The 25,111-nt window shown below is 63.7% G+C and carries 26 protein-coding genes; 24 read left to right on the forward strand and 2 right to left on the reverse strand.

Translation table 11 applies throughout. The annotated features are described in order from the left end of the window. The first annotated feature begins 136 nt into the window (after positions 1-136). The 22 genes from hflK to THIMADRAFT_RS18780 all read left to right on the forward strand — a co-directional run bounded on the left by hflK (position 137) and on the right by THIMADRAFT_RS18780 (position 19,843). A complete protein-coding gene (gene hflK / locus THIMADRAFT_RS18675) occupies positions 137-1,312 on the forward strand; it encodes an FtsH protease activity modulator HflK (RefSeq protein WP_007194654.1) in 1,176 nt (391 codons plus the stop codon). Beyond that, complete coding sequence (hflC, locus tag THIMADRAFT_RS18680; RefSeq protein ID WP_007194655.1) at positions 1,309-2,178, forward strand: protease modulator HflC; 870 nt, start codon at positions 1,309-1,311, stop codon at positions 2,176-2,178. Before hflK ends, hflC begins: the two co-directional genes overlap by 4 nt. Before the next feature lie 158 nt (positions 2,179-2,336). Continuing rightward, positions 2,337-2,540: a DUF2065 domain-containing protein gene (locus THIMADRAFT_RS18685; RefSeq protein WP_007194656.1), complete on the forward strand. Its 204-nt coding sequence runs from the start codon at positions 2,337-2,339 to the stop codon at positions 2,538-2,540. A gap of 83 nt (positions 2,541-2,623) precedes the next feature. Further along, complete coding sequence (locus tag THIMADRAFT_RS18690) at positions 2,624-3,808, forward strand: ATP phosphoribosyltransferase regulatory subunit (protein WP_007194657.1); 1,185 nt, start codon at positions 2,624-2,626, stop codon at positions 3,806-3,808. A gap of 10 nt (positions 3,809-3,818) precedes the next feature. After that, a complete protein-coding gene (locus THIMADRAFT_RS18695; protein ID WP_007194658.1) occupies positions 3,819-5,114 on the forward strand; it encodes an adenylosuccinate synthase in 1,296 nt (431 codons plus the stop codon). 15 nt (positions 5,115-5,129) lie between these two features. Beyond that, a complete protein-coding gene (locus THIMADRAFT_RS18700; protein WP_007194659.1) occupies positions 5,130-5,396 on the forward strand; it encodes an OadG family protein in 267 nt (88 codons plus the stop codon). A gap of 169 nt (positions 5,397-5,565) precedes the next feature. After that, positions 5,566-7,359 carry a sodium-extruding oxaloacetate decarboxylase subunit alpha gene (gene oadA / locus THIMADRAFT_RS18705; protein ID WP_007194660.1) on the forward strand — a complete coding sequence of 598 codons (1,794 nt, stop codon included), beginning with the start codon at positions 5,566-5,568 and terminating at the stop codon, positions 7,357-7,359. A gap of 5 nt (positions 7,360-7,364) precedes the next feature. Continuing rightward, complete coding sequence (locus tag THIMADRAFT_RS18710) at positions 7,365-8,498, forward strand: sodium ion-translocating decarboxylase subunit beta (RefSeq protein ID WP_007194661.1); 1,134 nt, start codon at positions 7,365-7,367, stop codon at positions 8,496-8,498. Between the two features lie 187 nt (positions 8,499-8,685). Beyond that, positions 8,686-9,189: a YceD family protein gene (locus THIMADRAFT_RS18715; RefSeq protein WP_007194662.1), complete on the forward strand. Its 504-nt coding sequence runs from the start codon at positions 8,686-8,688 to the stop codon at positions 9,187-9,189. Positions 9,190-9,316: 127 nt separating this feature from the next. Further along, the gene (gene rpmF, locus THIMADRAFT_RS18720; protein ID WP_007194663.1) at positions 9,317-9,493 is read left to right on the forward strand and encodes a 50S ribosomal protein L32; all 177 of its coding nucleotides are present in this window, start codon (positions 9,317-9,319) and stop codon (positions 9,491-9,493) included. A gap of 62 nt (positions 9,494-9,555) precedes the next feature. Beyond that, a complete protein-coding gene (gene plsX, locus THIMADRAFT_RS18725) occupies positions 9,556-10,584 on the forward strand; it encodes a phosphate acyltransferase PlsX (RefSeq protein ID WP_040732289.1) in 1,029 nt (342 codons plus the stop codon). Then, entirely contained in the window at positions 10,584-11,540 is a 957-nt protein-coding gene (locus THIMADRAFT_RS18730) for a beta-ketoacyl-ACP synthase III (protein WP_007194665.1), read from the forward strand. The genes plsX and THIMADRAFT_RS18730 overlap by 1 nt, the downstream gene beginning before the upstream one ends. A gap of 61 nt (positions 11,541-11,601) precedes the next feature. Then, positions 11,602-12,552 carry an ACP S-malonyltransferase gene (gene fabD / locus THIMADRAFT_RS18735; protein ID WP_040732292.1) on the forward strand — a complete coding sequence of 317 codons (951 nt, stop codon included), beginning with the start codon at positions 11,602-11,604 and terminating at the stop codon, positions 12,550-12,552. Then, complete coding sequence (gene fabG, locus THIMADRAFT_RS18740; protein ID WP_007194667.1) at positions 12,539-13,279, forward strand: 3-oxoacyl-ACP reductase FabG; 741 nt, start codon at positions 12,539-12,541, stop codon at positions 13,277-13,279. Before fabD ends, fabG begins: the two co-directional genes overlap by 14 nt. A gap of 153 nt (positions 13,280-13,432) precedes the next feature. Beyond that, complete coding sequence (gene acpP / locus THIMADRAFT_RS18745; protein WP_007194668.1) at positions 13,433-13,669, forward strand: acyl carrier protein; 237 nt, start codon at positions 13,433-13,435, stop codon at positions 13,667-13,669. 115 nt (positions 13,670-13,784) lie between these two features. Continuing rightward, a complete protein-coding gene (gene fabF / locus THIMADRAFT_RS18750) occupies positions 13,785-15,023 on the forward strand; it encodes a beta-ketoacyl-ACP synthase II (RefSeq protein ID WP_007194669.1) in 1,239 nt (412 codons plus the stop codon). 30 nt (positions 15,024-15,053) lie between these two features. Further along, on the forward strand, positions 15,054-15,965 hold the full coding sequence (pabC, locus tag THIMADRAFT_RS18755) for an aminodeoxychorismate lyase (RefSeq protein WP_233490298.1): 912 nt from the start codon (positions 15,054-15,056) through the stop codon (positions 15,963-15,965). Then, positions 15,950-16,963 carry an endolytic transglycosylase MltG gene (gene mltG / locus THIMADRAFT_RS18760; protein ID WP_040732296.1) on the forward strand — a complete coding sequence of 338 codons (1,014 nt, stop codon included), beginning with the start codon at positions 15,950-15,952 and terminating at the stop codon, positions 16,961-16,963. The genes pabC and mltG overlap by 16 nt, the downstream gene beginning before the upstream one ends. Continuing rightward, the gene (gene tmk / locus THIMADRAFT_RS18765) at positions 16,960-17,661 is read left to right on the forward strand and encodes a dTMP kinase (RefSeq protein ID WP_007194672.1); all 702 of its coding nucleotides are present in this window, start codon (positions 16,960-16,962) and stop codon (positions 17,659-17,661) included. The genes mltG and tmk overlap by 4 nt, the downstream gene beginning before the upstream one ends. Beyond that, positions 17,658-18,686, forward strand: a complete 1,029-nt coding sequence (gene holB, locus THIMADRAFT_RS18770; protein WP_007194673.1) for a DNA polymerase III subunit delta' — start codon at positions 17,658-17,660, stop codon at positions 18,684-18,686. The genes tmk and holB overlap by 4 nt, the downstream gene beginning before the upstream one ends. Before the next feature lie 3 nt (positions 18,687-18,689). Beyond that, on the forward strand, positions 18,690-19,061 hold the full coding sequence (locus THIMADRAFT_RS18775; protein WP_007194674.1) for a PilZ domain-containing protein: 372 nt from the start codon (positions 18,690-18,692) through the stop codon (positions 19,059-19,061). Positions 19,062-19,069: 8 nt separating this feature from the next. Next, entirely contained in the window at positions 19,070-19,843 is a 774-nt protein-coding gene (locus THIMADRAFT_RS18780) for a TatD family hydrolase (protein WP_007194675.1), read from the forward strand. A gap of 85 nt (positions 19,844-19,928) precedes the next feature. On the opposite strand, the gene pap is transcribed toward THIMADRAFT_RS18780, so the two are convergent. Further along, entirely contained in the window at positions 19,929-21,506 is a 1,578-nt protein-coding gene (pap, locus tag THIMADRAFT_RS18785) for a polyphosphate:AMP phosphotransferase (protein WP_007194676.1), read from the reverse strand. Between the two features lie 212 nt (positions 21,507-21,718). Here pap and THIMADRAFT_RS18790 point away from each other — a divergent pair, with 212 nt between their 5' ends. Together THIMADRAFT_RS18790 and THIMADRAFT_RS18795 are read left to right on the forward strand one after the other, a co-directional pair. Continuing rightward, the gene (locus tag THIMADRAFT_RS18790) at positions 21,719-22,186 is read left to right on the forward strand and encodes an NfeD family protein (protein ID WP_007194677.1); all 468 of its coding nucleotides are present in this window, start codon (positions 21,719-21,721) and stop codon (positions 22,184-22,186) included. Between the two features lie 153 nt (positions 22,187-22,339). Continuing rightward, a complete protein-coding gene (locus THIMADRAFT_RS18795; protein ID WP_007194678.1) occupies positions 22,340-23,293 on the forward strand; it encodes a stomatin-like protein in 954 nt (317 codons plus the stop codon). 107 nt (positions 23,294-23,400) lie between these two features. Here the strand turns inward: THIMADRAFT_RS18795 and THIMADRAFT_RS18800 are convergent, their stop codons facing one another. Beyond that, complete coding sequence (locus tag THIMADRAFT_RS18800) at positions 23,401-24,960, reverse strand: undecaprenyl-phosphate glucose phosphotransferase (RefSeq protein WP_007194679.1); 1,560 nt, start codon at positions 24,958-24,960, stop codon at positions 23,401-23,403. Positions 24,961-25,111 lie beyond the last annotated feature (151 nt).

Genomic DNA, 25,111 nt, shown 5'->3' on the forward strand with positions numbered 1-25,111 from the left:
AGGGGTGCTTCGGGGCTCAAAGCGTACAGGCCACGGAAAAATCGGTCCGTGCGCCTCTCTCGCATCCCGCTCCTCTGTTTGCGGGAGCGCCTCTCAATCCAACACTCAACAGTCGAATTCGACAGACGGAGAAGCTATGGCCTGGAACGAGCCAGGTGGCGGTAACAAAGACCCTTGGAGCGGCAAGGGCGGCGGTGACCAGGGCCCCCCCGATCTCGACGAGGTCGTGCGGAAGCTCCAGGAGCGCCTAGGTGGTTTGTTCGGCGGGAATAAACCCTCCGGCGGATCGTCCGGCGGTGGCGGCGGCTTCAATCTCCCCGGCGGAGACTTCAGCTCGCGCGCCGTCGGAATCATCGTCGGGATCCTGCTGATCATCTGGCTGGCGACCGGCATCTACATCGTCGAGCCTGCCGAGCGAGGAGTCGTGACGCGCTTCGGTGCTTACGTCGATACCACGGGTCCGGGCCCTCACTGGCATGTCCCTTGGCCATTCGAGACGGTTACCAAGGTCAATGTCGACGAGATCTCGACCTTCAGCCACTCCGCCTCGATGTTGACCCAGGACGAGAACATCGTCGATGTGGAGCTGACCGTTCAGTCCCGCATCCAAGACGCTGCCGACTACCTGTTTCAAGTTGCCGATCCGGATCAGACCCTGCGCGATGCCACCGTCACGGTGGTACGCGTGACCGTGGGCGGGAGCAAGCTCGACTTCGTCATGACGGAAGGTCGCGGCGCCGTTGCCGTCACCATTCAGGAACGCGTTCAGGCGCTGATGGACCAATACCAAACAGGCTTGTTGGTGACGTCGGTGAACATGCAGCCGGCAAAACCGCCGGAGCAGGTCAAGGCGGCCTTCGACGACGCCATCAAGGCGCGTGAGGACAAGGAGCGGCTGGAGAATCAGGCCGAGGCCTACGCCAACGAGGTCCTCCCGCAGGCACGCGGCGAGGCGGCTCGCATCATCGCCGACGCTCGCGCATACCGCGATCAGGTCGTCGCCAGATCCGAAGGTGAGACGGCGCGCTTCACGGCGATCCTCACCGAGTATCTGATGGCACCGGAGGTGACGCGCCAGCGTCTTTACCTGGAAACGATGGAGCAGGTCTTGGGTGATAGCAACAAGGTCATCATCGATGTGGAAAACGGCGGCGACAGCCTTCTCTACCTACCGATCGACCAACTCATCAAGCAGCGTCCGGACACGGCGGCGACCCTGTCGAAGCCCGAGCCATCCGCCCCGGCCATTGCATCGGAGGCTGCCGATCGCCCGCAACGCTCGGTCGACCGTGATCGGAGGGTGCGGCAATGAATAAGCTGAAAACCTTCTTGCCGCTCGGCTTGGCCGGTCTCGTGATCGCGGTCTATGCCTTCACCTTCGTCGTACAGCAGTACGAGGTCGCGATCAAGCTGCGACTTGGTCAGATCATCGGTGACGACTATCAGCCCGGTCTGCATTTCAAGGTGCCGGTCCTGAACAATATCAAGGTGTTCGATCGGCGGATCCAGACAATGGATTCGCGTCCGGAGCGTTTCCTCACGATCGAGAAGAAGGATGTCATCGTCGACTCCTACACCAAATGGCGCATTTCCAACGCCGCGCAATTCTTCCGCTCGACCGGCGGCAGCATTGCACGAACCTCTCGCCTTCTGTCGGAACGCGTCAACACGAGCCTTCGCAACGAGTTCGGCAAGCGCACGATCCAAGAGGTCGTCTCCGACGATCGTCTCGCTCTGATGGCCCTGCTGACCAAGGAGGTGAATGAGAACGCCCAGGATCTCGGGATCGAGGTGGTGGACGTGCGCGTGAAGAAGATCGACCTGCCGCCCGAGGTCAGCGAATCCGTCTACTCGCGGATGCGTGCCGAGCGCGAACGCGTCGCCCGGGATCTTCGGGCGCAAGGCGGGGAGGCGGCGGAACGTATCCGCGCGGATGCCGATCGCCAGCGCACCGTCATCGTCGCCGAAGCCTTTCGAGAGTCCGAGGAGACGCGAGGCGAGGGCGATGCACGGGCCGCTCAGATCTTTGCGAACGCATTCAACCAGGATCGCGAGTTCTACGCCTTCTTCCGGAGCTTGAGTGCCTACCGATCGGCACTCGGGCAGGAACGCGACGTGATGGTTTTGGATCCGGACTCCGACTTCTTCCGATTCTTCCGCGACCCCGCCGGGGAGTAACCCCCTGACCTTCGTGCTTCACCGAACGCCTCGGCTGTCCGAGGCGTTCGCGTATCCGGCGCCGACGCGGTTTAGCGTTGGACAAACGCGCCGACGTCTGAAAAGATGCCCGCCTTTGGCCGGCGTGCCCGCTCAGGGTGCACTCGGATCCGCATTGAGTGTCTCGGGGTCACGCCTTGGTGCATGATGTCTTGGTTGCGCTTGCGCTTGTGTTGGTTATCGAAGGCATTTGGCCTTTTCTGAATCCGGACGGGTTTCGACGCGTCCTCCTTCTGATGGCTGCCGAGGACAAGCGTGCGCTGCGCATCGCCGGCCTCGCCAGTATGCTCGCGGGCGTGGGCCTGCTCTACTTGGTCAACTAAGGCTGATCAACTGGGCTGCTCAACTGGCGGTACCGCGCCCGAGGCGCGCCCATCGAGACTGAAGAATCGGGGCTACAGAACGCATGAACGAGGAACGCTGGCTGTTGCCGGCCGGGATCGACGAGGTACTGCCTGCACAGGCACGCATCATGGAGACCCTGCGGCGCGAGCTGTTGGATCTCTACGCGAGCTGGGGCTACGAGCTCGTCATCCCGCCTTTCATCGATTATCTGGAGTCGCTCTTGACCGGAACCGGTCAGGATCTCGACCTTCAGACCTTCAAGCTGACCGACCAGCTCAGCGGGCGGCTGCTCGGCGTGCGCGCCGACATGACCCCGCAGGTCGCCAGGATCGATGCCCACCACCTCAGACGCGATGCACCGACTCGGTTGTGTTATCTCGGGACGGTTCTGCACACCCGGAGCGACGGATTCGCCGGGACCCGTAGCCCCCTGCAGATCGGGGCCGAGATTTACGGACACTCGGGGATCGAGAGCGATACCGAGATCCTGCGGTTGATCATGCTGACCTTGCGAGCCGCCGGGATCGGGGAAACCTATCTGGACCTGGGGCATGTAGGCATCTATCGCGGTCTCGCGCGTCAAGCCGGATTGTCGCCCGCCGGCGAGCACGCCTTGTTCGACGCGCTCCAGCGCAAAGCGGTTCCGGAGATCGAGACGCTGATCGCGCAGCTCGGCCTCGGCGGTGCCCCGGCGCGCATGTTGTCGGCCTTGGCGGAGCTCAACGGGGCGGACGCGCTCACGCGGGCCGAGACGCTCCTGCGCGAGGCCGATCGCCCGGTTCGCGAGGCCGTCGACTACTTGCGCCGACTCGCCGACGAGCTCGGTCGCTGGCTCCCGGACGTCTCCATCCATTACGATCTGGCGGAGCTGCGCGGTTACCGGTATAAGACGGGGGCGGTTTTTGCTGCCTTTGTCCCCGGCTGGGGGTTGGAGATCGCGCGCGGCGGGCGTTACGACGACATCGGGCGCGTCTTCGGTCGCGCACGACCCGCCGTCGGCTTCAGCACGGATTTGAAGGAGCTGCTGCGTCACGGAAAGCGGTCCGACCCGAATGCACCGGCGATCTGCGCGCCCTGGTCCACGTCGCCGGCATTGCAGGAGGCCGTCGATCGGCTTCGCGCTTCGGGTCGGCGGGTCGTCCATGCGCTGCCCGGGATCGAGCGGGATCTGCGGGATCCGGACTGCCGGCAGATGCTGGTCGAGCGTGACGGGCGTTGGGAACTAGACGATATCCTCGCGGAGTAGATGACTAAAGATGGGCAACAACGTCGTTGTAATCGGCACCCAATGGGGTGATGAAGGCAAAGGTAAGGTGGTGGACCTCCTCACCGACCGTGCATCGGTCGTGGTGCGGTTTCAGGGGGGCCACAATGCCGGGCACACCCTCGTCATCGACGGCGTGAAGACCGTCCTGCATCTGGTTCCCTCCGGCGTGCTGCGCGAAGGCGTGCGCTGCCTGATCGGCAACGGCGTGGTGCTCTCGCCCTCGGCGTTGCAGGAAGAGCTCGCCATGCTCGAGGCCTCGGGCGTGCCGGCCCGCGAGCGCCTCGGCATCAGCGCGGCCTGTCCCCTGATCCTGCCCTACCACATCGCGCTCGATCAGGCGCGCGAGCTCGCTCGCGGAGTCAAGGCGATCGGAACGACCGGCCGAGGGATCGGGCCGGCCTACGAGGACAAGACGGCACGTCGCGGCATCCGCCTCGGCGAGCTTCTCGACACGCAGCGCTTTGCGGAGCGCTTGCGCGAGGTCATGGAGTATCACAACTTCACGCTCGAGCACTACTTCAAGGCACCCACGGTGTCCTACGAGGCGGTCCTCGACGAGTACCTCGGCCACGCCGAGGTCCTGCGGCCACTGGTCATGGATGTGCCCGGCTTTCTGCACGGCTGCCGCGCCGAAGGCAAAGACGTCCTGTTCGAGGGCGCGCAGGGTGCATTGCTCGATATCGACCACGGCACTTACCCCTACGTGACCTCGTCCACGACGACGGCCGGCGGGGCAGCCAGCGGCAGCGGTGTCGGCCCGCGAGATCTGGATTATGTCCTCGGGATCGTCAAGGCCTACACCACGCGTGTCGGCGCAGGCCCGTTCCCGACTGAGCTGTTCGACGACGTCGGAGAGCTTCTCGGCAAGCGGGGCAACGAGTTCGGCGCGACCACCGGTCGCAAGCGGCGTTGCGGTTGGCTCGATATGGTCGCACTCAAACGATCGCTCGCCATCAACAGCGTCACCGGCGTCTGCATCACCAAACTCGACGTACTCGACGGTCTCGAGACCATCAAGATCTGCACGGGCTATGTCCTGGACGGCGATGCCCTCGATTCGCCTCCGATCGGGGCCGACGCCCTCGAGCGTTGCGAGCCTCGCTATATCGAGATCCCGGGCTGGTCCGAGTCGACGGTCGGTACGACCTCTTACGAGGCGTTGCCCGCTGCGGCACGCACGTATCTCGAGACCATCGAGCAGCTGGGCGGGGTCCCGATCGACCTTGTCTCCACGGGTCCGGACCGGGTCGAGACCCTGGTCCGTCGTAACCCCTTCGATGTCTGATGCGCGCCTGACGCTATGGATACTGCCGTCGCGGACCTTTTGATCGAGGGGCTCTGGCTGATGGCCATCGGCCTTGGGATCGTCTTTACCTTCCTGGTGACGCTGGTTGGCCTGCTCATGCTGATGTCGAAGGCCGTGGCGCGCTGGGGTCCCGAGGATGCGCCCCCGGCGACCGGCGTCGCGGCCCATTCGATCGCACCATCCCCGGCAGCAGACGGCGATCGACTGGTTGCGGTCGTCGGCGCGGCGATCCAGGCCTATCGCCGACGCCATCGACCTTGACGCAACGATCGCGCCGTGTCGTGCCGCGACCGGGTTCTTCCGCTAGCCTCCCGCGTCACGTCTTTTTCGTGCCCCGCCGTCTGAGGATGACGGATTCCTGCGTCTGCGGGCCGGCGGCGGGCGCGTGCCATGCCGATCGATCATCACTTAACCCGAGACCGAGTTCCGCATGAAGCCATCCAACCCGCTTGCGATCACCGATGTTGTCCTGCGCGACGCTCACCAATCACTCCTCGCGACGCGTCTGCGCATCGAGGACATGCTCCCTATCGCACCCAAGCTGGACGAGGTCGGCTATTGGTCGATCGAAAGCTGGGGCGGGGCAACCTTCGACGCGTGTATCCGATATCTCGGTGAAGACCCCTGGGAGCGACTGCGCCTGCTCAAGGCCGCGATGCCGAAAACGCCTCAGCAGATGCTGCTGAGAGGACAGAACCTGCTCGGCTATCGGCACTATGCGGACGATCTGGTCGAGACCTTCGTAGAGCGCGCCGCCCTCAACGGAATCGACGTGTTCCGCATCTTCGATGCCATGAACGACGTGCGTAACCTCGAGACCTCCGTGAAGGCCGCCTTGGCGACCGGCAAGCACGCCCAAGGCACCATGTCCTACACGGTCAGCCCGGTGCACGATCTGGAGTACTGGGTCGATATGGGTCGTCGGCTGGAAGATATGGGTTGCCATTCGATCTGCATCAAGGACATGGCCGGCTTGCTCAAACCCTATGTCGCCGAGACCTTGGTGACACGATTGAAGGAGACCTGCAGCGTCCCGATCGCGATGCAGAGCCATGCCACGACCGGAATGAGCACCGGCACGATCCTGAAAGCCGCCGAGGCGGGCATCGACATGGTCGATACCGCCATTTCCTCGATGAGCATGACCTACGGTCATTCGCCGACCGAGTCCGTCGTCGCCATCCTGGAGGATACGGATCGCTCGACCGGGTTGAATCTTCCCCTGCTGGAAGAGATCGCGTCCTATTTCCGCGAGGTACGGAAGAAGTACGCCAAATTCGAAGGCGCGCTCAAGGGGGTGGACTCGCGCATCCTGGTCGCTCAAGTGCCCGGCGGCATGCTCACCAACATGGAGAACCAGCTCCGCGAGCAGGGGGCCACCGACCGTCTCGACGCGGTCCTGATCGAGATCCCCAAGGTCCGAGAAGAGCTGGGGTTTCTCCCGTTGGTCACGCCGACCTCCCAGATCGTCGGCAGCCAGGCCGTCCTCAATGTCCTGATGGGCGAGCGCTACAAGAGCATCACCAACGAGACAGCCGGCGTCCTCAAAGGCGAGTACGGTGCGACCCCGGCCCCGGTCAACGTCGAGCTTCAGCAGCGCGTTCTGGCCGAGGGCGAGGCACCGATCACCTGCCGTCCGGCCGACAACCTCACCCCCGAGCTCGACGTGCTCACCGCAGAGCTGCAACGCCTGGCCGAGGAGCGCTCCCTGACGCTTGCCTCGGATGTCGTGGATGATGTGCTGACCTATGCCCTGTTCCCTCAGGTTGGACTCAAGTTCCTGGAAAATCGCAACAATCCCGGTTTCTTCGAGCCGCCGCCGTGGGATGAGCCGGTACGCCCCGGCTTGGTCGAGTCTGCCGCTGCGCCGGTTGCGGTCCCTCCCGTCGCCGAGCGCTATCGGGTCGAGGTGGACGGTCGCAACTATCACGTCGTCGTCTCTCCCGAGGGCGCCGTGGCCGTGGAGCCGCAGGCGGCCGTTGCGAGCGCCACGTCATCGCCCCCCGCCGCGGGTCGCGACGTGCCGGCCCCGCTTGCGGGCACCGTGGTTGCAGTCAAGGTCAAGCCCGGGCAGGTCATCGCGTCCGGGGAGCTGATCATGCTGCTCGAGGCCATGAAGATGGAGACCGAGGTCCGCTCGCCGCAAGGCGGAACCGTGCTTGCGATCTCGGTGAAGGAGGGCGACAGCCTCCAAGTCGGCCAGACACTGCTGACCCTGGGCTGAGCGGAATGGAGGCGCTTCTCACCCTGTGGCAGTCCACCGGTATCGCCAACGTCACGTGGCGCGAGCTGCTGATGCTCTTCGTCGGTCTCGGTCTCATCTATCTGGCGATCGCCAAACGCTTCGAGCCGCTCCTGCTGCTGCCCATCGGCTTCGGCGCGATCCTCTCGAACATTCCGGTCGCCGGAATGGCGGGGCCGGACGGCATGATCGGGATGATCTATCACGTCGGTGTCGAGACCGGCATTTTCCCTTTGCTGATCTTCCTCGGCGTCGGTGCACTCACCGATTTCAGCGCCTTGATCGCCAGGCCTTCGACACTGCTGCTCGGAGCCGCAGCGCAGTTCGGGATCTTCGCGACGCTGATCGGTGCACTTGCCCTCAACCTGCTGCCCGGGTTCGATTTCAGCCTGGCCGACGCCGCCGCCATCGGCATCATCGGCGGCGCGGACGGGCCGACGGCGATCTTTTTGGCTTCGCGCCTTGCACCCGATCTCCTCGGCGCAATCGCGGTTGCCGCCTATTCCTACATGGCGCTGGTGCCGATCATTCAGCCGCCGATCATGCGCGCCTTGACGACCAAGGCCGAGCGCAGTGTCGTGATGGAGCAGCTGCGGCCGGTCTCGCGCCTGGAGCGGATCCTGTTTCCCTTCGCGGTCCTCTTTCTTTGCGCCCTGCTGTTGCCCTCGGCTGCCCCGCTGATCGGCATGCTCACCTTGGGCAATCTCCTGCGCGAGAGCGGCGTCGTAGAGCGCCTCAGTCGAGCGGCTCAAAACGAGATCATCAACGTCGTCACCATCCTCCTGGGGCTGGCGATCGGGTCCAAGCTCTCCGGCGAACTCTTTCTGACGACGCAGACGTTGGGGATTCTGGTGCTCGGCGCCGTTGCCTTCAGCATCGGTACGGCAGCCGGCGTGATCATGGGCAAGATCATGTGTCGTCTCAGCGGAGGAAAGGTGAATCCCTTGATCGGTGCTGCCGGCGTCTCCGCGGTGCCCATGGCCGCGCGGGTGGTGAACAAGGTCGGGCTGTCCGAGAACCACCACAATTTCCTGCTCATGCACGCTATGGGTCCGAATGTTGCCGGCGTGATCGGCTCGGCGGTCGCCGCAGGCGTGCTGCTCGCTCTCGTGGGCACCTGAGGGTCAGGGTCAGCCGAGCTGCACCGCGGCATAGAGGACGTCAGTCCGGTCGCGGTTTAGGTTGACGTTATGGCCGTAAATACGCTATTTTGGCGCGCTTATGTCGAGTGCACCTCTTGAGCCGATCGACCCATGGCGAGCTTGCCGCCGTGAAATTGCCATCAACGGCGAGGTGCCGTTGAGCCGGATGCGGCGGCTCAACGCTGCCGTCGATGCCCCGGAGGGCGCGGCGCGGCGGATCGATTCGGCGCTCGCGGATTCGGCAATCGGCGACACGGTCGGTTACGAGTTGCAGTTCGGCCGGGATCGGGAAGGCCGGTGTATCGTAACGGGTCGGGTACGCGCCACTCTGCGGCTACTCTGCCAACGCTGTCTCGACCCGCTCGAGGTTCCGGTCGACGCCCGGATCGAGCTCGCCTTGATTCGCCGCGACGAGGATGCGCTCGATCTGCCCGAGCATCTCGACCCTTGGCTGGTGAACGAAGAGCGGCTCGATCCTCTGGATATCCTCGAGGATGAGCTGCTGCTGGCGGTTCCGGTGGTTCCGAGACATCCACGCGGATCCTGCGCGTCGGTGCCGGTCGAGGGTGACGCGGCTTCGGGACAGACAGGGGCTGCGCAGGCGGGATCGGAAACGAGGCGCCGACCCTTCGAGATCTTGTCCGCTCTCAAGCGACCCCGGGGGGAATGATCGTAGGGAGACGATCTCGGTGCACCGTCTCTTGCGCCGAAGCTGCCCGACATTTTTCGTTGATAGTTTTGGTAAACAGATCGCGATTCCGCTCGAGTGGCGGCCGCGCGTTATTCGGAGATTACAGATGGCCGTTCAACAGAATCGAAAAACCCCCTCCAAGCGCGGCATGCGTCGCTCGCACGACGCTTTGAGCAAGCCGACCCTGTCGGTCGACCCCACCAGCGGCGAGACCCACCTTCGCCACCACGTGACGCCCGACGGTTTCTACCGCGGCCGCAAGGTTCTGGACCGCTCTGAGTGACCGTACGCGGTCGCCTCGGAGCCTCGAAAACAGCGCAAGACCGCAGCTCGAACGTTCTCGGGATGGGACCTGTCTCGACAATTGCGCTCGACGCGATGGGCGGCGATCACGGCCCGGGTGTCGTGGTCGCCTCTGCGCTGCGCTTCCTCGCCGCCTCGGATCGAGTCGATCTGATCCTCGTCGGCGACGAGGCGAAGATCGGTCGGCACCTCGGAAGCGCGGATCGGACCCGGCTGAAGATCCGTCCGACGACTCAAGAGGTCGGCATGGACGAGGCGCCTTCCAAGGCCCTACGGGGTAAGAAGGACTCCTCGATGCGCGTCGCCATCGATTTGGTCAAGAGCGGGGAGGCCGACGCCTGCGTCAGCGCGGGCAACACGGGCGCCCTGATGGCGACCGCGCGATTCGTGCTCAAGACCCTGCCGAGTGTCGATCGCCCGGCGATCATCACGGCGGTGCCTTCTCTTCACGGACACACCCACATGCTCGATCTGGGTGCGAACGTCGATTGCACGGCAGAGCATCTCTTTCAGTTCGCGGTCATGGGCAGTGAGTTGGTCACCGCCGTCGAGGGTGTCGCGGCGCCGCGTGTGGCGCTCCTGAACATCGGTCAAGAAGAAATCAAGGGCAACGAGCAGGTCAAGCAGGCGAACGAGCTGCTCCTGCGCAGCGGCTTGAACTATGTCGGCTATGTCGAAGGAGACGGAATCTTTCTCGACGACATCGACGTGGTCGTCGCCGACGGATTCGTCGGGAACGTGGCGCTCAAGTGCAGCGAAGGCGTCGCCAAATTCGTCCGTCACTCGCTGAGCACGCAATTCAAGCGGACCTGGTTCAGCAGGCTTGCCGGGCTTGCCGCGATGCCCATTCTCAAGCAATTCCGGCGCACGATGGATCCCCGTCGCTACAATGGCGCCAGCCTCCTCGGCCTGCGCGGAATCGTGATCAAGAGTCACGGCGGAGCTGACGAGATCGCGTTCGAGAACGCAATCCATATCGCGCTGAAGGAGATTCACGCGAACATCCCCAAGCGGATCGGCGAGCAAGTCGGCCGGCACCTCGACAGCGGACACTACAAGGCGATTGCCTGATGATTTACTCGCGCATCCTGGGGACCGGGAGTCACCTCCCGGCCCGGACGATGACGAATGCCGATCTCGAGGCGATCGTCGACACCACGGCGACCTGGATCTTCGAACGCACCGGCATCGAAAAACGCCATTTGGTGTCCGAAGGGGAAACCTGTTGCGACCTCGCCGAGGTGGCGGCACGTCGAGCGCTGGATGCTGCCGGTCTGCAGCCTTCCGACATCGACCTGATCGTCGTCGCCACCACGACACCGGATCAGTTTTTCCCGAGCACAGCCTGCCTTCTGCAGCAGCGTCTCGGTATTCGCGGTTGCCCCGCCTTCGATCTACAGGCGGTCTGCACGGGTTTCGTCTACGCGGTCAGCGTTGCCGATAAGTTCATCCGCACGGGTGCCGCCACACGGGCACTGGTGGTCGGGGCCGAGGCGCTTTCACGCATCCTCAACTGGGAGGACCGCGGCACCTGCGTGCTCTTCGGAGACGGGGCCGGAGCGGTGGTCTTGGAGGCGGCCGACGAGGCGGGCATCATTTCCACGCATCTGCATGCAGACGGCTCCTACAAGGACTTGCTCCAAGTCCCCGGGGGGCTCGGCAACGGCCATCCCGAAGCCCGATTCATGGAGATGAAGGGGAACGAGGTCTTCCGGGTCGCGGTGACGACGCTCGGGCGCATCGTCGACGAGACCCTGGCGGCGGCCGGTCTGTCCAAGTCCGACATCGACTGGTTGATTCCGCACCAGGCGAACATTCGCATCATTCAGGCAACCGCGCGCAAGCTGGATCTGCCGATGGAGCGCGTCGTGGTCACGGTGGCGGAGCACGGCAATACCTCTGCGGCCTCGATTCCGCTGGCGTTCGATCAAGCGGTGCGTGACGGGCGCATTCAACGTGGCGAGCTCCTCTTGATGGAAGCCTTCGGGGGTGGTTTCACCTGGGGTTCGGTCTTGGTTCGTTACTGATCGGTTTGTTGGCGTTCGATTTGTTGCCGTTCGATTTGTCTTAGGGTCGTTGCCGATAAGGATGACACACATGATTGCCGCTTTCTTCCCCGGCCAAGGCTCCCAATCGATCGGGATGCTCGACGCCCTGGCCGAATCGTATCCGGATGTTCGCAGGACCTTCGATGAGGCGTCGGATGCCTTGGGTTTCGACCTATGGCGTCTGGTTCATGAGGGTCCCAAGGAGGATCTCGATCTCACCAGGAATACTCAACCCGTGATGCTCACCGCCGGTCTCGCGGTCTGGCGCGCTTGGTTGCAGTCCGGCGGACCGGCCGCGGGTATCATGGCGGGTCATAGCCTCGGCGAGTATTCGGCCTTGGTGGCTGCCGGAGCCATGAGCTTTCCCGACGGGGTGCGTCTGGCGGCCGAGCGTGCGCGTTTCATGCAGGAGGCCGTTCCGGCGGGGGAGGGTGCGATGGCCGCCGTCCTGGGTCTGGGCGATACCGACGTCGTGGCACTTTGCGCCGCGCAGTCCGAAGGCGCGGTGCTCGAAGCGGTCAACTTCAACGCACCGGGCCAAGTCGTGATCGCGGGCGAGACCGCGGCCGTGAACCGAGCCCTCGGCGCCGCCAAGGCGGCCGGCGCCAAGCGTGCCGTGACCCTGCCGGTCAGTGTCCCCTCGCATTGCGCATTGATGCGTCCCGCCGCGGAGCGCCTCGCCGAGCGGTTGGCTGCGATCGAGATTCGGGTCCCCGAGGTTGCGGTCCTGCACAATGCCAGCGTAAAGAGCGCCCCCGACACCGCCGCGTTGCGCGATCAATTGGTCCAACAGCTCTATCGCCCGGTCCGGTGGGTGGAGACGGTGCGTGCCGTCGCCGCCGAAGGTCTTCGTATCGCGATCGAGTGCGGTCCCGGCAAGGTGCTGACCGGTCTGAACAAACGAATCGACGACAATCTGACGACACTGCCGGTCTTCGACCCGAAGTCACTCGAAGCGGCACTGGAGGCGATAGCGAATGCTGAACGATGAAATCGCGCTTGTAACGGGCGCCTCGCGCGGGATCGGTCGGTCCATCGCGATGGCGCTGGCCGAGCAAGGTGCCGCCGTGGCCGGAACGGCAACCACGGCGGCCGGTGCACGCTCGATCGAGGACGCCTTGACTCAAGCGGGCTACCGAGGCATCGGCGTCGTGATGGACGTCTCCGATCAAGCCTCGGTCGATGCTGCAATGACGCAGATCACCGAGCGCCTCGGTGCGCCCGGCATTCTCGTGAACAATGCGGGCATTACACGCGACAACCTCCTGATGCGCATGAAGGACGAGGAGTGGGATGCGGTCATCGAGACCAATCTCAGCTCGCTCTACCGCGTGACCAAGGCCTGTTTGCGTGCGATGACGAAGGCACGAAAAGGCCGGATCATCAATATCGCCTCCGTCGTGGGCTCCATGGGCAACGCCGGCCAGACCAACTATGCGGCCGCCAAGGCGGGCATGATGGGCTTCACCAAGGCGTTGGCGCGCGAGGTCGGATCGCGCGCGATCACGGTCAATTGTGTTGCCCCGGGGTTCATCGACACCGACATGACCCGCGACCTGCCCGATGCGCAACGCCAGTCATTGATCGGGAGCATCCCCTTAGCACGCCTGGGACATCCCGAGGAAATTGCAGGCTCCGTGGTCTTTTTGGCCTCTCCCGCAGCAGCTTACATCACCGGCGAGACCCTGCACGTGAACGGCGGCATGCATATGGCATGAAATGCGTTGTTCTCGATATGATTAAGGTCAACTAAATCAGATCCTTGTGCTTTTTGCCGAGGACTGATACGGCTTTCATCGGCCGTCGATTGTCACTAGAATACCGCCTGGTCCAGCGAGGGCCACCTTTATTCATCCGGAGGAATCAGTTCCATGAGCAGCGTTGAAGATCGAGTCCGCAAAATCGTTGTCGAACAACTCGGCGTCAAGGAAGAGGAAGTGACCTCGGAGGCGTCCTTCGTCGACGATCTGGGCGCGGACTCACTCGACACGGTTGAGTTGGTCATGGCCCTCGAAGAAGAGTTCGAAACCGAGATCCCGGACGAGGACGCGGAGAAGATCACCACCGTCCAGCAGGCCATCAACTACATCAACCAACACCAAGCCTAGGCAGGTGTCCGGCACCCGGATCGGGTGCTCCGAGGCTCGAGAGCCGTCGGCCGCAGCTGGAAGCCGGTGCGGCGGCGAGCGTCGAATAGCGCGTTTCGAACGAAAGGGGTAGGCAATGTCAGGCAGAAGGGTCGTGGTCACCGGTTTAGGCCTCGTGGCGCCGGTCGGTTTGGACGTCAAGTCCTCCTGGGACAACATCCTCGCCGGCAAAAGCGGGATCAAACCCATCACCCATTTCGATATCGAGCCGTTCAGCACCCGCTTCGGCGGCCCGATTTACGGCTTCGAGATCAGCGACTATGTCTCTGAGAAAGAAGCTAAAAAGATGGATAAATTCATCCATTACGGTATGGCTGCCGGCTGTCAGGCGATCGCCGACGCAGGGCTCGAGATCGATGACGCCAACCGTCGCCGCATCGGCGTGGCGATCGGATCGGGGATCGGCGGAATCACGGGCATCGAGAACAATTACGAAGCCTACCGCACCAAGGGTCCGCGTCGGATCTCACCCTTCTTTGTGCCCGCCAACATCATCAACATGGTTGCCGGCAATCTCTCGATCAAGTTCGGGCTGAAAGGTCCAAACTACTCGATCGTGTCCGCCTGCAGTACGGCGACGCACAACATCGGAGAGGCGGCGATCATGATCCGCCACGGCTATGTGGACGTCATGATCGCCGGCGGGGCCGAGATGGCCACCTCGCCGGTCGGGCTCGGCGGATTTGCGGCGGCTCGAGCGCTCTCCACGCGCAACGACGCGCCGGAGGCGGCCAGTCGTCCTTTCGATCGCGATCGCGACGGCTTTGTCCTCAGCGACGGTGCAGGGGTCGTGGTGCTCGAAGAGTACGAGCGCGCCAAAGCGCGCGGCGCAACCATCTACGCCGAGCTTGTGGGTGTCGGTATGAACTCCGATGCCTACCATATGACCGCGCCGTCGGAGAACGGCGAAGGCGCCAGCGACTGTATGCTGCTCGCGCTCGCGGACGCAGGTCTCGACAAGGACCAGGTTCACTACATCAACGCGCACGGCACATCGACGCCCGCGGGCGATGCGGCCGAGACCCTGGCCATCAAACGTGCGTTCGGTCAGCGCGCCTACGAGATCCCGGTGAGCTCGACCAAGTCCATGACCGGTCACATGCTCGGTGCCGCCGGCGGGGCAGAGGCGATCTTCACGATCCTCGCCATTCGCGATCAGGTCGCACCGCCCACCATCAACTACGAGACACCGGACCCGGCCTGCGATCTCGATTACGTCCCGAATACCGCCCGAGAGATGCGCATCGATGTCGCGTTGACCAACTCCTTCGGATTCGGCGGAACCAACGGAACCCTCGCTTTCCGGCGGCCCTAGGGTCGGTTTTTGCGTCGGGTTCGACCGCGATTGGGCGGTTCGTCACCACCATCTCCGGTTGCCGAGCCGTCCTACGAGGTCGGCGTCTCGGCGGCAACGGGTGTGCTGCGTGTCTTCACGGATGGGTGCGAGCAGGACCGACTCTCGGTCGGAGATCGCGGCCTGCACTACGGCGACGGTCTATTCGAGACCATCCTGATCCGCGACGGTATGCCTTGTCTGTGGAACCGCCATCTGGCGCGTCTCGCGCTCGGCGCCGATCGGCTCGGTCTCGCGCAGCCCTCTCGATCGATTTTGCGCGAAGAGGCAGCTCGGATATGTGCCGGGCTCGACGACGGGCTTCTGAAGCTGATCGTCACCCGCGGCGTCGGGGGCCGGGGGTATCGCCCTCCCGCCTCGCCGCACCCTCGGCGCATCCTGTTGTCCTATGCATCGTCTCCGAGCCCCGATCCGTCTGCGCAGGGCGGTGTCGTGATCCGATATTGCGCGACCCCTGCGTCCGTGAACCGACGTCTGGCCGGAATCAAGCATCTCAACCGCTTGGATGCGGTGCTCGCCCGGCAGGAATGGGATGACCCGCAGATCGCCGAGGGCCTGATGTGCGACGACGCGGGCGACGTCGTGGGCGGGACCATGACGAATCTCTTTGTGTGGGACGGTGTTGCGCTCGCTACACCCGCGGTGACGCGCAGCGGCCTTGCCGGAACCGTCCGTTCGGTTGCACTCGAGTCGGCCGCGCGCGCCGGGATTGCCTGTGTCGAGCGCCCGATCACGCGCAGGATGATCGAGGAGTCCGTCGGGCTCTTTCTGACCAACGCGCGGATCGGCGTCTGGCCGGTTGTCCGCCTCGAGGAGCAGTCGTTCGACCCCGAACGGCTGCCCGTCGATCTCTTGCATCAGATCCGCCAAGCGGCACAGACACCTGAATGGCCCGATCCATGATTACGCGCGTGTTGCTCGTTTCCCTGCTCGCTGCAGGTGTCCTCGGCGTCGGTCTCTGGCTCGACTACGGCGCTTTTCTGAAGGCGCCGGTACCCTTGCCCGAGGAGAGCACCATCCTGGATATTCCCCGCGGGACCTCGTTGCGCGGATTGGCACGTCGGATGACCGACGAGGGAATTCTGCGACACCCCTACTACTTCATCGCCTTGGCTTACCGACAAGGCGATCAGGCTCGGATCAAGGCCGGTGAGTTCGAGCTGACCGCCGGGATGACCCCGGTCGATGTCCTGGCGCGCATCACCTCCGGCCAGGTCGTTCAACATCCCGTGACGCTGGTCGAGGGGTGGACCTTCCGGGAAGCCGTCGCGGCGATCGAGGCCCAGGATCGTTTCACGGGCACCCTGTCGGATCTTTCCGACGAGGATCTGATGGCCAGCCTCGGGCGACCCGGAGAGCATCCGGAAGGGCGCTTCTTCCCCGACACCTACCGATTCCCGCGCGGCACGCCGCGCCTGACGGTTCTGGAGCGTGCGTTCGATCGCATGGAGCAGATCCTGGCCGAGGAATGGGCGGGGCGCCGCGAAGGGCTCCCGATCGACAGCCCTTACGAGGCCCTGATCCTGGCCTCGATCGTCGAGAAGGAGACGGGCGCGGCACATGAGCGGCCGCAGATCGCGGATGTCTTCGTGCGCCGCCTGCGCAAAGGGATGCGCCTGCAGACCGATCCGACCGTGATCTACGGCATGGGCGATCGTTACGAGGGGCGCATCCGACGCGCCGATCTGCGGGAGGCCACAGCCTACAATACCTATGTGATCGACGGTCTGCCGCCGACACCCATCGCCTTGCCCGGACGGGCCGCTATCCGTGCCGTCCTCAACCCCGCGGACGGGGATAGCCTCTATTTCGTCTCGCGCGGCGACGGCACGCATGTCTTTTCGGCCACGCTCGACGCGCACAACCGAGCGGTTCGCCGCTATATCCTGGGTGAGCCATGAAGGCTTCGACCGCGGTGAATCCGAAGCCGGAGCGAGGCTGTTTCATCACGCTGGAAGGCATCGAGGGTGCTGGAAAGTCGACGCACATCGCGCAGCTCGCGACGCTTCTGTCCTCGCTGGGTCTTCGCGTCGTGACGACGCGCGAGCCCGGAGGGTCGCCGATCGCCGAGCGGATCCGCGCCCTCCTGCTCGATTCGGCCAATACCGGGATGGACGAGACCGCCGAGCTGCTCCTCATGTTTGCGGCACGCGCGGAGCATCTGCGCACGACGATCCGACCTGCGCTGGAATCCGGCGCCTGGGTGCTTTGCGATCGTTTTACGGACGCGACCTACGCCTATCAGGGCGGCGGGCGCGGGTTGAGCTCGGAGCGTATCGGCTTACTCGAGACCCTGGTTCAGGGCGATCTGCGGCCGGATCTGACCCTCCTCTTCGATCTTGCCCCGGCGCTCGGGCTCGCGCGCGCACGCGGTCGCGGGGCCGCCGATCGTTTCGAGTCGGAGACCCTGCACTTCTTCGAAGCGGTACGCGCAGTCTATCTCGAACGGGCGCATGCGAGTCCCGGTCGCTATTGTCTGATCGATGCCGCTGCGCCTTTGAGCGTCGTCGGCGAGCAGGCGGGCCGAGCGTTGCGCGCCCTCGTCGAGACCCGGCGGAGCGAGTCCGCCGATGCGTCCGACGGCGGAGCCGCGATGTGACCGAACCGACACCGCTCCCATTCGACGCCCCTCTGCCGTGGCTGGCCGAGGACTGGACGCGTTTGGATCGAGCCAGGCGAGACGGGCGACTTGCACACGGCCTCTTGTTCAGCGGTCCGCGCGGTATCGGCAAACGCCATCTCGTCGAGTTGCTCGCGCGCTCGATGCTGTGCGGCGCGCCCACGGCCGATGGGCTCGCCTGCGGGCGCTGCGCGGATTGCGCCTTGATCGCCGCGGAGAGCCACCCCGACCTGTTGCGCGTCGGGCCCGACCCGGAGGCGAAATCCGAAGAGATCCCGGTGGCGGCGATCCGCGCGCTCGTGGAACGGGGCGCACTGACACCGAGCCGGGCCGCATGGAAGGTGACCCTCGTGGATCCTGCGGATCATCTCAATGCCGCCGCCGCGAACGCCCTGCTCAAGACCCTCGAGGAACCGCCTGGAGCCGCGCTCATCGTTCTGGTGACGGAACAACCCGGACGCCTGCCGGCGACCATTCGCAGCCGCTGTCGCCAGATCCGCATCCCGACCCCGTCGACGGCGGATGCGCTGGCATGGCTGTCCGGGCGGATCCCGGAAGAGACCGCGGCATTGCGCCTCTGTCTTGCGCATGGCGGGCCGCTGCGAGCATTGAGCGAGCTCGACGAGGCGCGGCTCGCGCAGCGGCGCGAGCGGATCGACGGGTTTCTCGCGATCGCCCGCGGGCAGCGCGACCCGCTCGTGGAGGCGTCGGCTTGGAACGCCCTCGGACCGAGGCTATCCTTGGACTGGTTGGCAGGCTGGCTGGTCGACCTGGTGCGTTTGGGCGCAAGCGAGCATTCGACGCAACTCGACAATCCGGATCAACGCGACGCCCTGCGGGTGCTTGCTCGGAGTCTGGAGCCGACCTCGTTGCATCGGCTCCTGCAACGCGTCCAGCGTGCGCGCGCCTTGGTTGAAACCAGGGCAAACAGCCAACTGGTGCTGGAATCCTTGTCGATCGAATGGCTCCGCGTCGGCGCGGGCCAAGCCATCAGGAGATCTTGACCCATGGCGACACCGGGCGCGTCCACTGGGTCCCTCGCGGGACAGCAGCGTATCCTCAGTTTCGCGATCAAGGACAAGGCTGCGCTCTATGCCGCATTCATGCCCTTCGTCAAGAACGGAGGGCTCTTCATCCCGACGACGAAGCGCTACCAGCTCGGCGACGAGATCTTTCTTCTGCTGCAGTTGATGGAGGAGACCGAGCGTATCCCGGTTGCCGGCAAGGTGGTCTGGGTCACCCCGCCGGGTGCCGAGGGCAGCCGTGCGATCGGGGTCGGCGTGCAGTTCAGCGAGCAGGACAAGGGGATGGCCCGCCGCAAGATCGAGGACTATCTCGTCGGGGCACTCAACTCGGATCGCCCCACACACACCATGTAGGAGAGCCGATGCTCGTCGATTCCCATTGTCATCTCGATCGCGTGGATCTTCGTCGATACGATGGCGACTTTCACGGGCTCATGCAGGCGACCGCCGAGGCAGGGGTCACCCGTATGCTCTGTGTCTCGATCGATTTGGAGCACTATCCGGCCATGCGGCGCCTGGTCGATCCCTTCGATCAGGTCGACGTCTCGGTCGGCGTGCATCCGAACCAGGAGCATGGCGAAGAGCCGACCGTGGAGCGGTTGGTGTCTTTGGCGGCCGATCCGCGAAACGTCGCCATCGGGGAGACGGGACTGGATTATTTCCATCGCAATCTTGATCCGGCCCTTCAGCGCGAACGTTTCCGCGTCCACATTGCAGCGGCACGCGCATGTGGCAAGCCGCTGATTATCCACACGCGCGATGCGCGCGAGGATACGATCGCGATCCTGCGCGAGGAGGGCGCCGATGCCGTCGGCGGGGTGCTGCACTGCTTTACCGAGAATTGGGAGATGGCCAAGGCGGGCATGGATCTGGGTTTCTATGTCTCCTTTTCCGGGATCGTCACCTTCAAAAACGCCGAGGAGCTGCGCGACGTCGCGCGTCGCGTCCCCCTTGATCGCCTTCTTGTCGAGACGGATTCGCCCTACCTTGCGCCCATGCCGCATCGCGGCAAACCCAACGAGCCGAAAATGGTCGCCCATGTCGCGAGCCGAATCGCCGAACTTCGCGGGATGGATCCGGCAGAAATTGCCTCGGTCACGCGGGAGAATTACTTCCGTTTGTTCGCCATCGCTTAAACCGCGCCGACTCCAACGCTCGCCAAGTCTGCCGGGGCCGATCCAACCTTAAAACATCGAATACCGCGCTGGGCGCGGTTTAGGATCAAGACTCCGACTTGCCGTTCGATCCCTTTTTCCCCTCGTCGGGACGCTTCTCACCGCACGGCAGGTATCCGGCCGTCGGCTCGGGATCGCGCTTGAGCGCTTCGCGCACGGTGTCGCAGACGGTCTTGAGCACCTTCACGCGCGCGTAGGGCTTGTCGTTGCCCTCCACCAGGGTCCAGGCCGCGTGCTTGGTGCTGGTGCGCACCACCATCTCGTTGATCGCATCCTTGTACTGGGGCCACTTCTCACGGTTGCGCCAATCCTCGTCCGTGATCTTGTAACGCTTGTAGGGAACATTCTCGCGATCCTTGAACCGCCTGAGCTGCTCGTCCTGACTGATGTGGATCCAGAATTTGAGCAGGATGACGCCACTGTCCACGAGCTGCTCTTCGAAACGATTGATCTCGGAGTAGGCGCGTCTCCATTCGGCATCATCGGCGAAGCCCTCGACCCGCTCCACCAGAACGCGTCCGTACCAGGATCTGTCGTAAAGGGTGATGTAGCCCGCCCGCGGGACATGACGCCAGAAGCGCCAGAGATAGTGATGCGATTTCTCCTCGTCGGTGGGCGCGGCGACCGGGATGGTGCGATAGAGGCGTGCATCGACCGCGGTGGTGATCCTCCTGATCGCGCCGCCTTTACCGCCGGCGTCGACACCCTCGAAGACCAGAACAGTCGATCGCTTCTTGTTGTAGGCGCTCCAAGCCAACTCGTTGATCTCGGTCTGCAGGCGCTTCATCTCGGCCTTGTAGGTGTCCTTGTCCAAGGAAAGCGAGAGATCCAATTGATCGAGAAGCGTAATCTGGGCATTCGCCCCGCTCGGGAGCTCCGGGCTTCCGCTGCTGCTTCTGATGCTGTCCGAGGGGGCCTCGGCCAGCCGCGAGCGGATGGCGTGCAGAAGGGTCTTGCCGACGGTCAAGTCGCGGTATCGCCTGTCCTCGGCCTCGACCAGATACCAGGGGCAGACACCCCGGTCGGTGTGGCGGATGACACGCTCGGCAACCTGCTCGAACGCGGCGTACTGCTCGGAGAACTTGCTCTTGTCCGGGAGCATCTTCCAGCGACTCTTGTCGTCGCGCGAGAGCTCCTTCAGGCGCGCCTTCTGGTCGTCTTCGGACATATGGAACCAGAACTTCAGGATGAGTGCGCCGTCCTGGATGAGCATGCGCTCGAAATCGACGATGCGATTGAGCTCCCCGTCGAGCTCCGCATCGCTGCAATGACCCTGAAAACGATGCTCGATCGGGGTCTGATACCAGCCGCCGAAAAGGATCGAGATCTCCCCGCGGGGCGGCATCGAACGCCAAAAGCGCCAATAGCGCGGACGTGCGCGCTCCTCGTCGGTCTCGTCCCAGAACGCGAAGGTTTGAACGCCGCGTGTATCCAACCATTCGTTCAGCCGATTCACCACCTCGCCTTTACCTGCCGCCTCGACACCCGAGATGAGAACGATCACCGGGATATCGGAGTCCTTCAGATCACGTTGTGCCGAGAGGAGCTCGGTACGCAGCGCCTCCTGCTGCTCCTTGAAGTCGTCCTTGCTGACCGAGCGGCCTACTTTTGTCGATTCGAACATGCGTCATTTCCTCATGATGCGGGATCCACTTCCGCGTCCCGGGTACTCCAGGCGCGAAACGGCCGACTTCGGGGATATGGTCTGCGCATGGGACGGATCGAGCAAGCGTTGTGACGACTTCATTCCAATCGGCGTGTGCCACGCAGTCTCTGCGATGGTAGAGTTCGGTCTGATCCCGATGAAGGATGGAGCGATCCGCACGAGCCTTTGCCATGATCGACTGGACCTTTACCCCCGCCTCTCTTTGGACCTTGATCGGTGTCGTGCTCATCTTGTCCGAGCTCGCGCTGCCCGGCGTGATTGCCGTCTTCTTCGGGATCGCCGCGCTATTGGTCGGACTGCTGCTGTTCCTCGATGTCCCGATCGGTCCGCCGGCACAGATCCTCTTGTTCGGTGTGCTGGGCGCCGCGCTTTTGCTGTTTGCGCGGCATCGCCTCAAGCCCTGGTTCCGCGGGCAGGTGGAGACCGGCGGGAGCGGCAGCGAAGTGCTTCCCGAAGGGACGCGGGCCCGGGCGCAGACCGACTTCGTGCGCGGCGCGGGTGTCGTGTCCCTCAACGGCGTTCGCTGGAACGCCGAGTCCTCTGATCCCATCCATGCGGGCGACCCGGTCTGGCTCACCGGTCGGCGGGGACTCGTTCTGCACGTCAGTGCAGCGCCTCCGAGAACGCCCGAATCCTGAGGCCGGCCGCGAGACACGTCGTGCGGAAAAGGTCGGTTTTTCGGTTCTCGTCTAAACCGCGCCTGCTCCGACAACCGTCCCGTCTACCGGGGCCGACCCCATCCGAAGACAACACATACCGCGACCGGCGCGGTTTAGAGGAGAGACCGAACGATGGATGACATGTACCTCAGCATCAGTACCTTGATTTCGCTCGTCGCGGTGGCGGTGATCGTGATCGCTTTGGCCAAGACGGCGCAGATCGTCCCCCAGCGCTCGGCCTACATCATCGAGCGTCTGGGGCGCTACTCGCGCACCCTGGATGCCGGCTTCCACATCCTGATCCCCTTCGTGGATCGCGTCGCCTACCGACATACCCTGAAGGAGGAGGCGCTCGATGTCCCCAAGCAGCAGTGCATCACCAAGGACAACATCGCCGTGAGCGTGGACGGGGTTCTCTACCTTCAGGTGATCGACCCCCAGTCGGCGAGCTATGGCATCACGGACTATCGCTTCGCGTCCATGAGCCTGGCGCAGACGACGCTGCGCTCCATCATCGGCCAGATCGAGCTGGACAGAACCTTCGAGGAGCGCAGCAGGCTGAACGAAGAGGTCGTCAGCGCCCTCGACGACGCCGCGCAGCCCTGGGGCGTGAAGGTCATGCGCTACGAGATCGCCGACATCGTGATGCCGGGCACCATCACCGACGCACTCGAGCAGCAGATGCGCGCCGAGCGCGAGCGCCGGGCGGTCGTGGCGCGCTCGGAGGGCGAGCGCCAAGAGAAGATCAACATCTCCGAGGGTCAGAAGATCCAGGTCATCAATCTCTCGGAAGCAGAGAAGGAAAAACAGATCAACGAGGCCGAGGGCAAGGCGCGCGAGATTCAGATGCTCGCGGAGGCGACCGCGATCGGGATCGAACGGATCGCCGCGGCCATCGAGAAGCCCGGCGGGAAGGATGCCGTGAGTCTGCGCATCGCCGAGCAGTACGTGCGTGAGTTCGGGCGCATCGCACAGTCGGGAACGACCCTGATCTTGCCCGCGGAGCTCAGCAACATCGGTGCAGCGGTCGCGGGTTTGGCGAAGACGCTACAAACGGTCGATTCGGTCGAGGCGGCCAAACCCTGAGGCATCGAAAAACGGTGGCCGGGGTGCGATTACGAACCCCGGAATCCCGGGCCGAAAGCCTGCGTCTTGGTCTCTTCGCGTCGTTTTCGGTTCCTTCCGACGCGCGGTCAATAGGCGTTTTCGGTGTTGAAGAGCGCGAAAGGCGTCCGGAGAAGGATGTAGATGTCGAAAAGGATCGACCAGTTTTCGATGTAATAGATGTCGTACTCGACGCGCTTATGGATCTTCTCGGGGGTGTCGACCTCGCCCCGCCATCCGTTGACCTGCGCCCATCCGGTGATGCCCGGTTTGACCTTGTGGCGGGCGAAATAGCCGTCCACGACCTGCTCCCACAAACGTTCGTTGGTGTGTGCATTCACCGCGTGAGGGCGCGGACCGACCAGAGACAGCTCGCCGCTTAAGACGTTGAACAGTTGCGGGAGCTCGTCGATGGATGCCTTGCGGATGAACCGTCCGACTCGCGTGATGCGCGAATCGCCCTTGCTGACGACGCGCTTGGCGAGTGGGTCGGACAGGTGGTGATACATCGATCTGAACTTGAAGACATCGATGACCTCGTTGTTGAATCCGTAGCGCTTCTGGCGAAAGAGAACGGGACCGGGACTGTCCAGCCGAATCGCGAGCGCCGTTGCGAGCATCACGGGCGACAAGAGGATCAAGGCGGTACTGGCAACCAGCAGATCCAGCGTCCGCTTGACGATCGCATCCCAATCCGCGACCGGTTTGTCCACGACATCGACAAACGGAACGCCTCCGATGAACGATGAGGCGCGATCGCGAAAGTCCAAACTGGCCGTGTGTGCCGAGAGACGGATATCCACCGGCAGCACCCAGAGCTGTTTGAGAAATTCGAGCAGCCGCCGCTCCGCATTGATCGGTATCGTCACGATCAACATGTCGACGTGGGCAATTCGGGCAAACTCGACCAAGTCGGCGACGCTGCCGAGTTTTGGGTATCCCGCGACGATGGCCGGCGACCGGTCGTTTTTTCGGTCGTCGAAGATCCCGCAGATGCGAATCGCATGGCTTGATTGCTTTTGGATGTCCCGAATCAGATCGGCGGCAGCTTCGCCGCCGCCTACAATGACCGCGCGGTGCTCCAGGCGGCCGGCTCTGGTCCAGCGCCGCAGCAGAAAAGCGAGCGCGAGGCGCATCGTGAGCAGCGCCAACAGCGTCAGGCCGAACCAGAGTCCGAGCCAATCCGGTGGGAGTGCAGGCCTATCATCGAGCAGCAACGGGATCGTCAGGAAAGCGCCGAAGATCACCGAGAGGCTGATGGTGATGCGCGTGAGCTGCGGCAGCAGGGTACGCATCACGGAGACTTGGTAACAGTCCGCCGCCTGAAAAACCAGCGTGACCAGAACAACGCCGAGAAGGATCCCGACAGCGGCGAGGGGGTGGACCGTAAGCTCGCCGGACGCCGAGAGCAGCGTCAGTGTGCCGAGCGATGCAACGGTCACCGCATCGACAACACGGACGACTCCGGTCAAGACGGAGGCGGATATCGTGGATGCCCTGAGGCTTTCTGCAACAGCCAGGGCTTGATCGGAGAGTTTACGGGTCTTTTGGCTCGGGTCGTCGTCCCTGAAAATCCCTTGGTCTTTCGCGCTCGGATCGACCATAGTCACGCGTTTGTGCAACCTCGCGGAGAGTTCTTCCGGAAACATGATCGACCTCGGATCGGGCGATTATCGACTTGATCGAAAGGATGACGCTCCCGATGCAAAGATTGCGCCGGACTCTAAAATCGACGCGCGAGCATTAAACGCTTCGATTGTACACCGCATTTCTCGACTCTAAGCGGCGGTTTTATGACTT

Source organism: Thiocapsa marina 5811, from assembly GCF_000223985.1.
Taxonomy (GTDB): Bacteria; Pseudomonadota; Gammaproteobacteria; order Chromatiales; family Chromatiaceae; genus Thiocapsa; species Thiocapsa marina.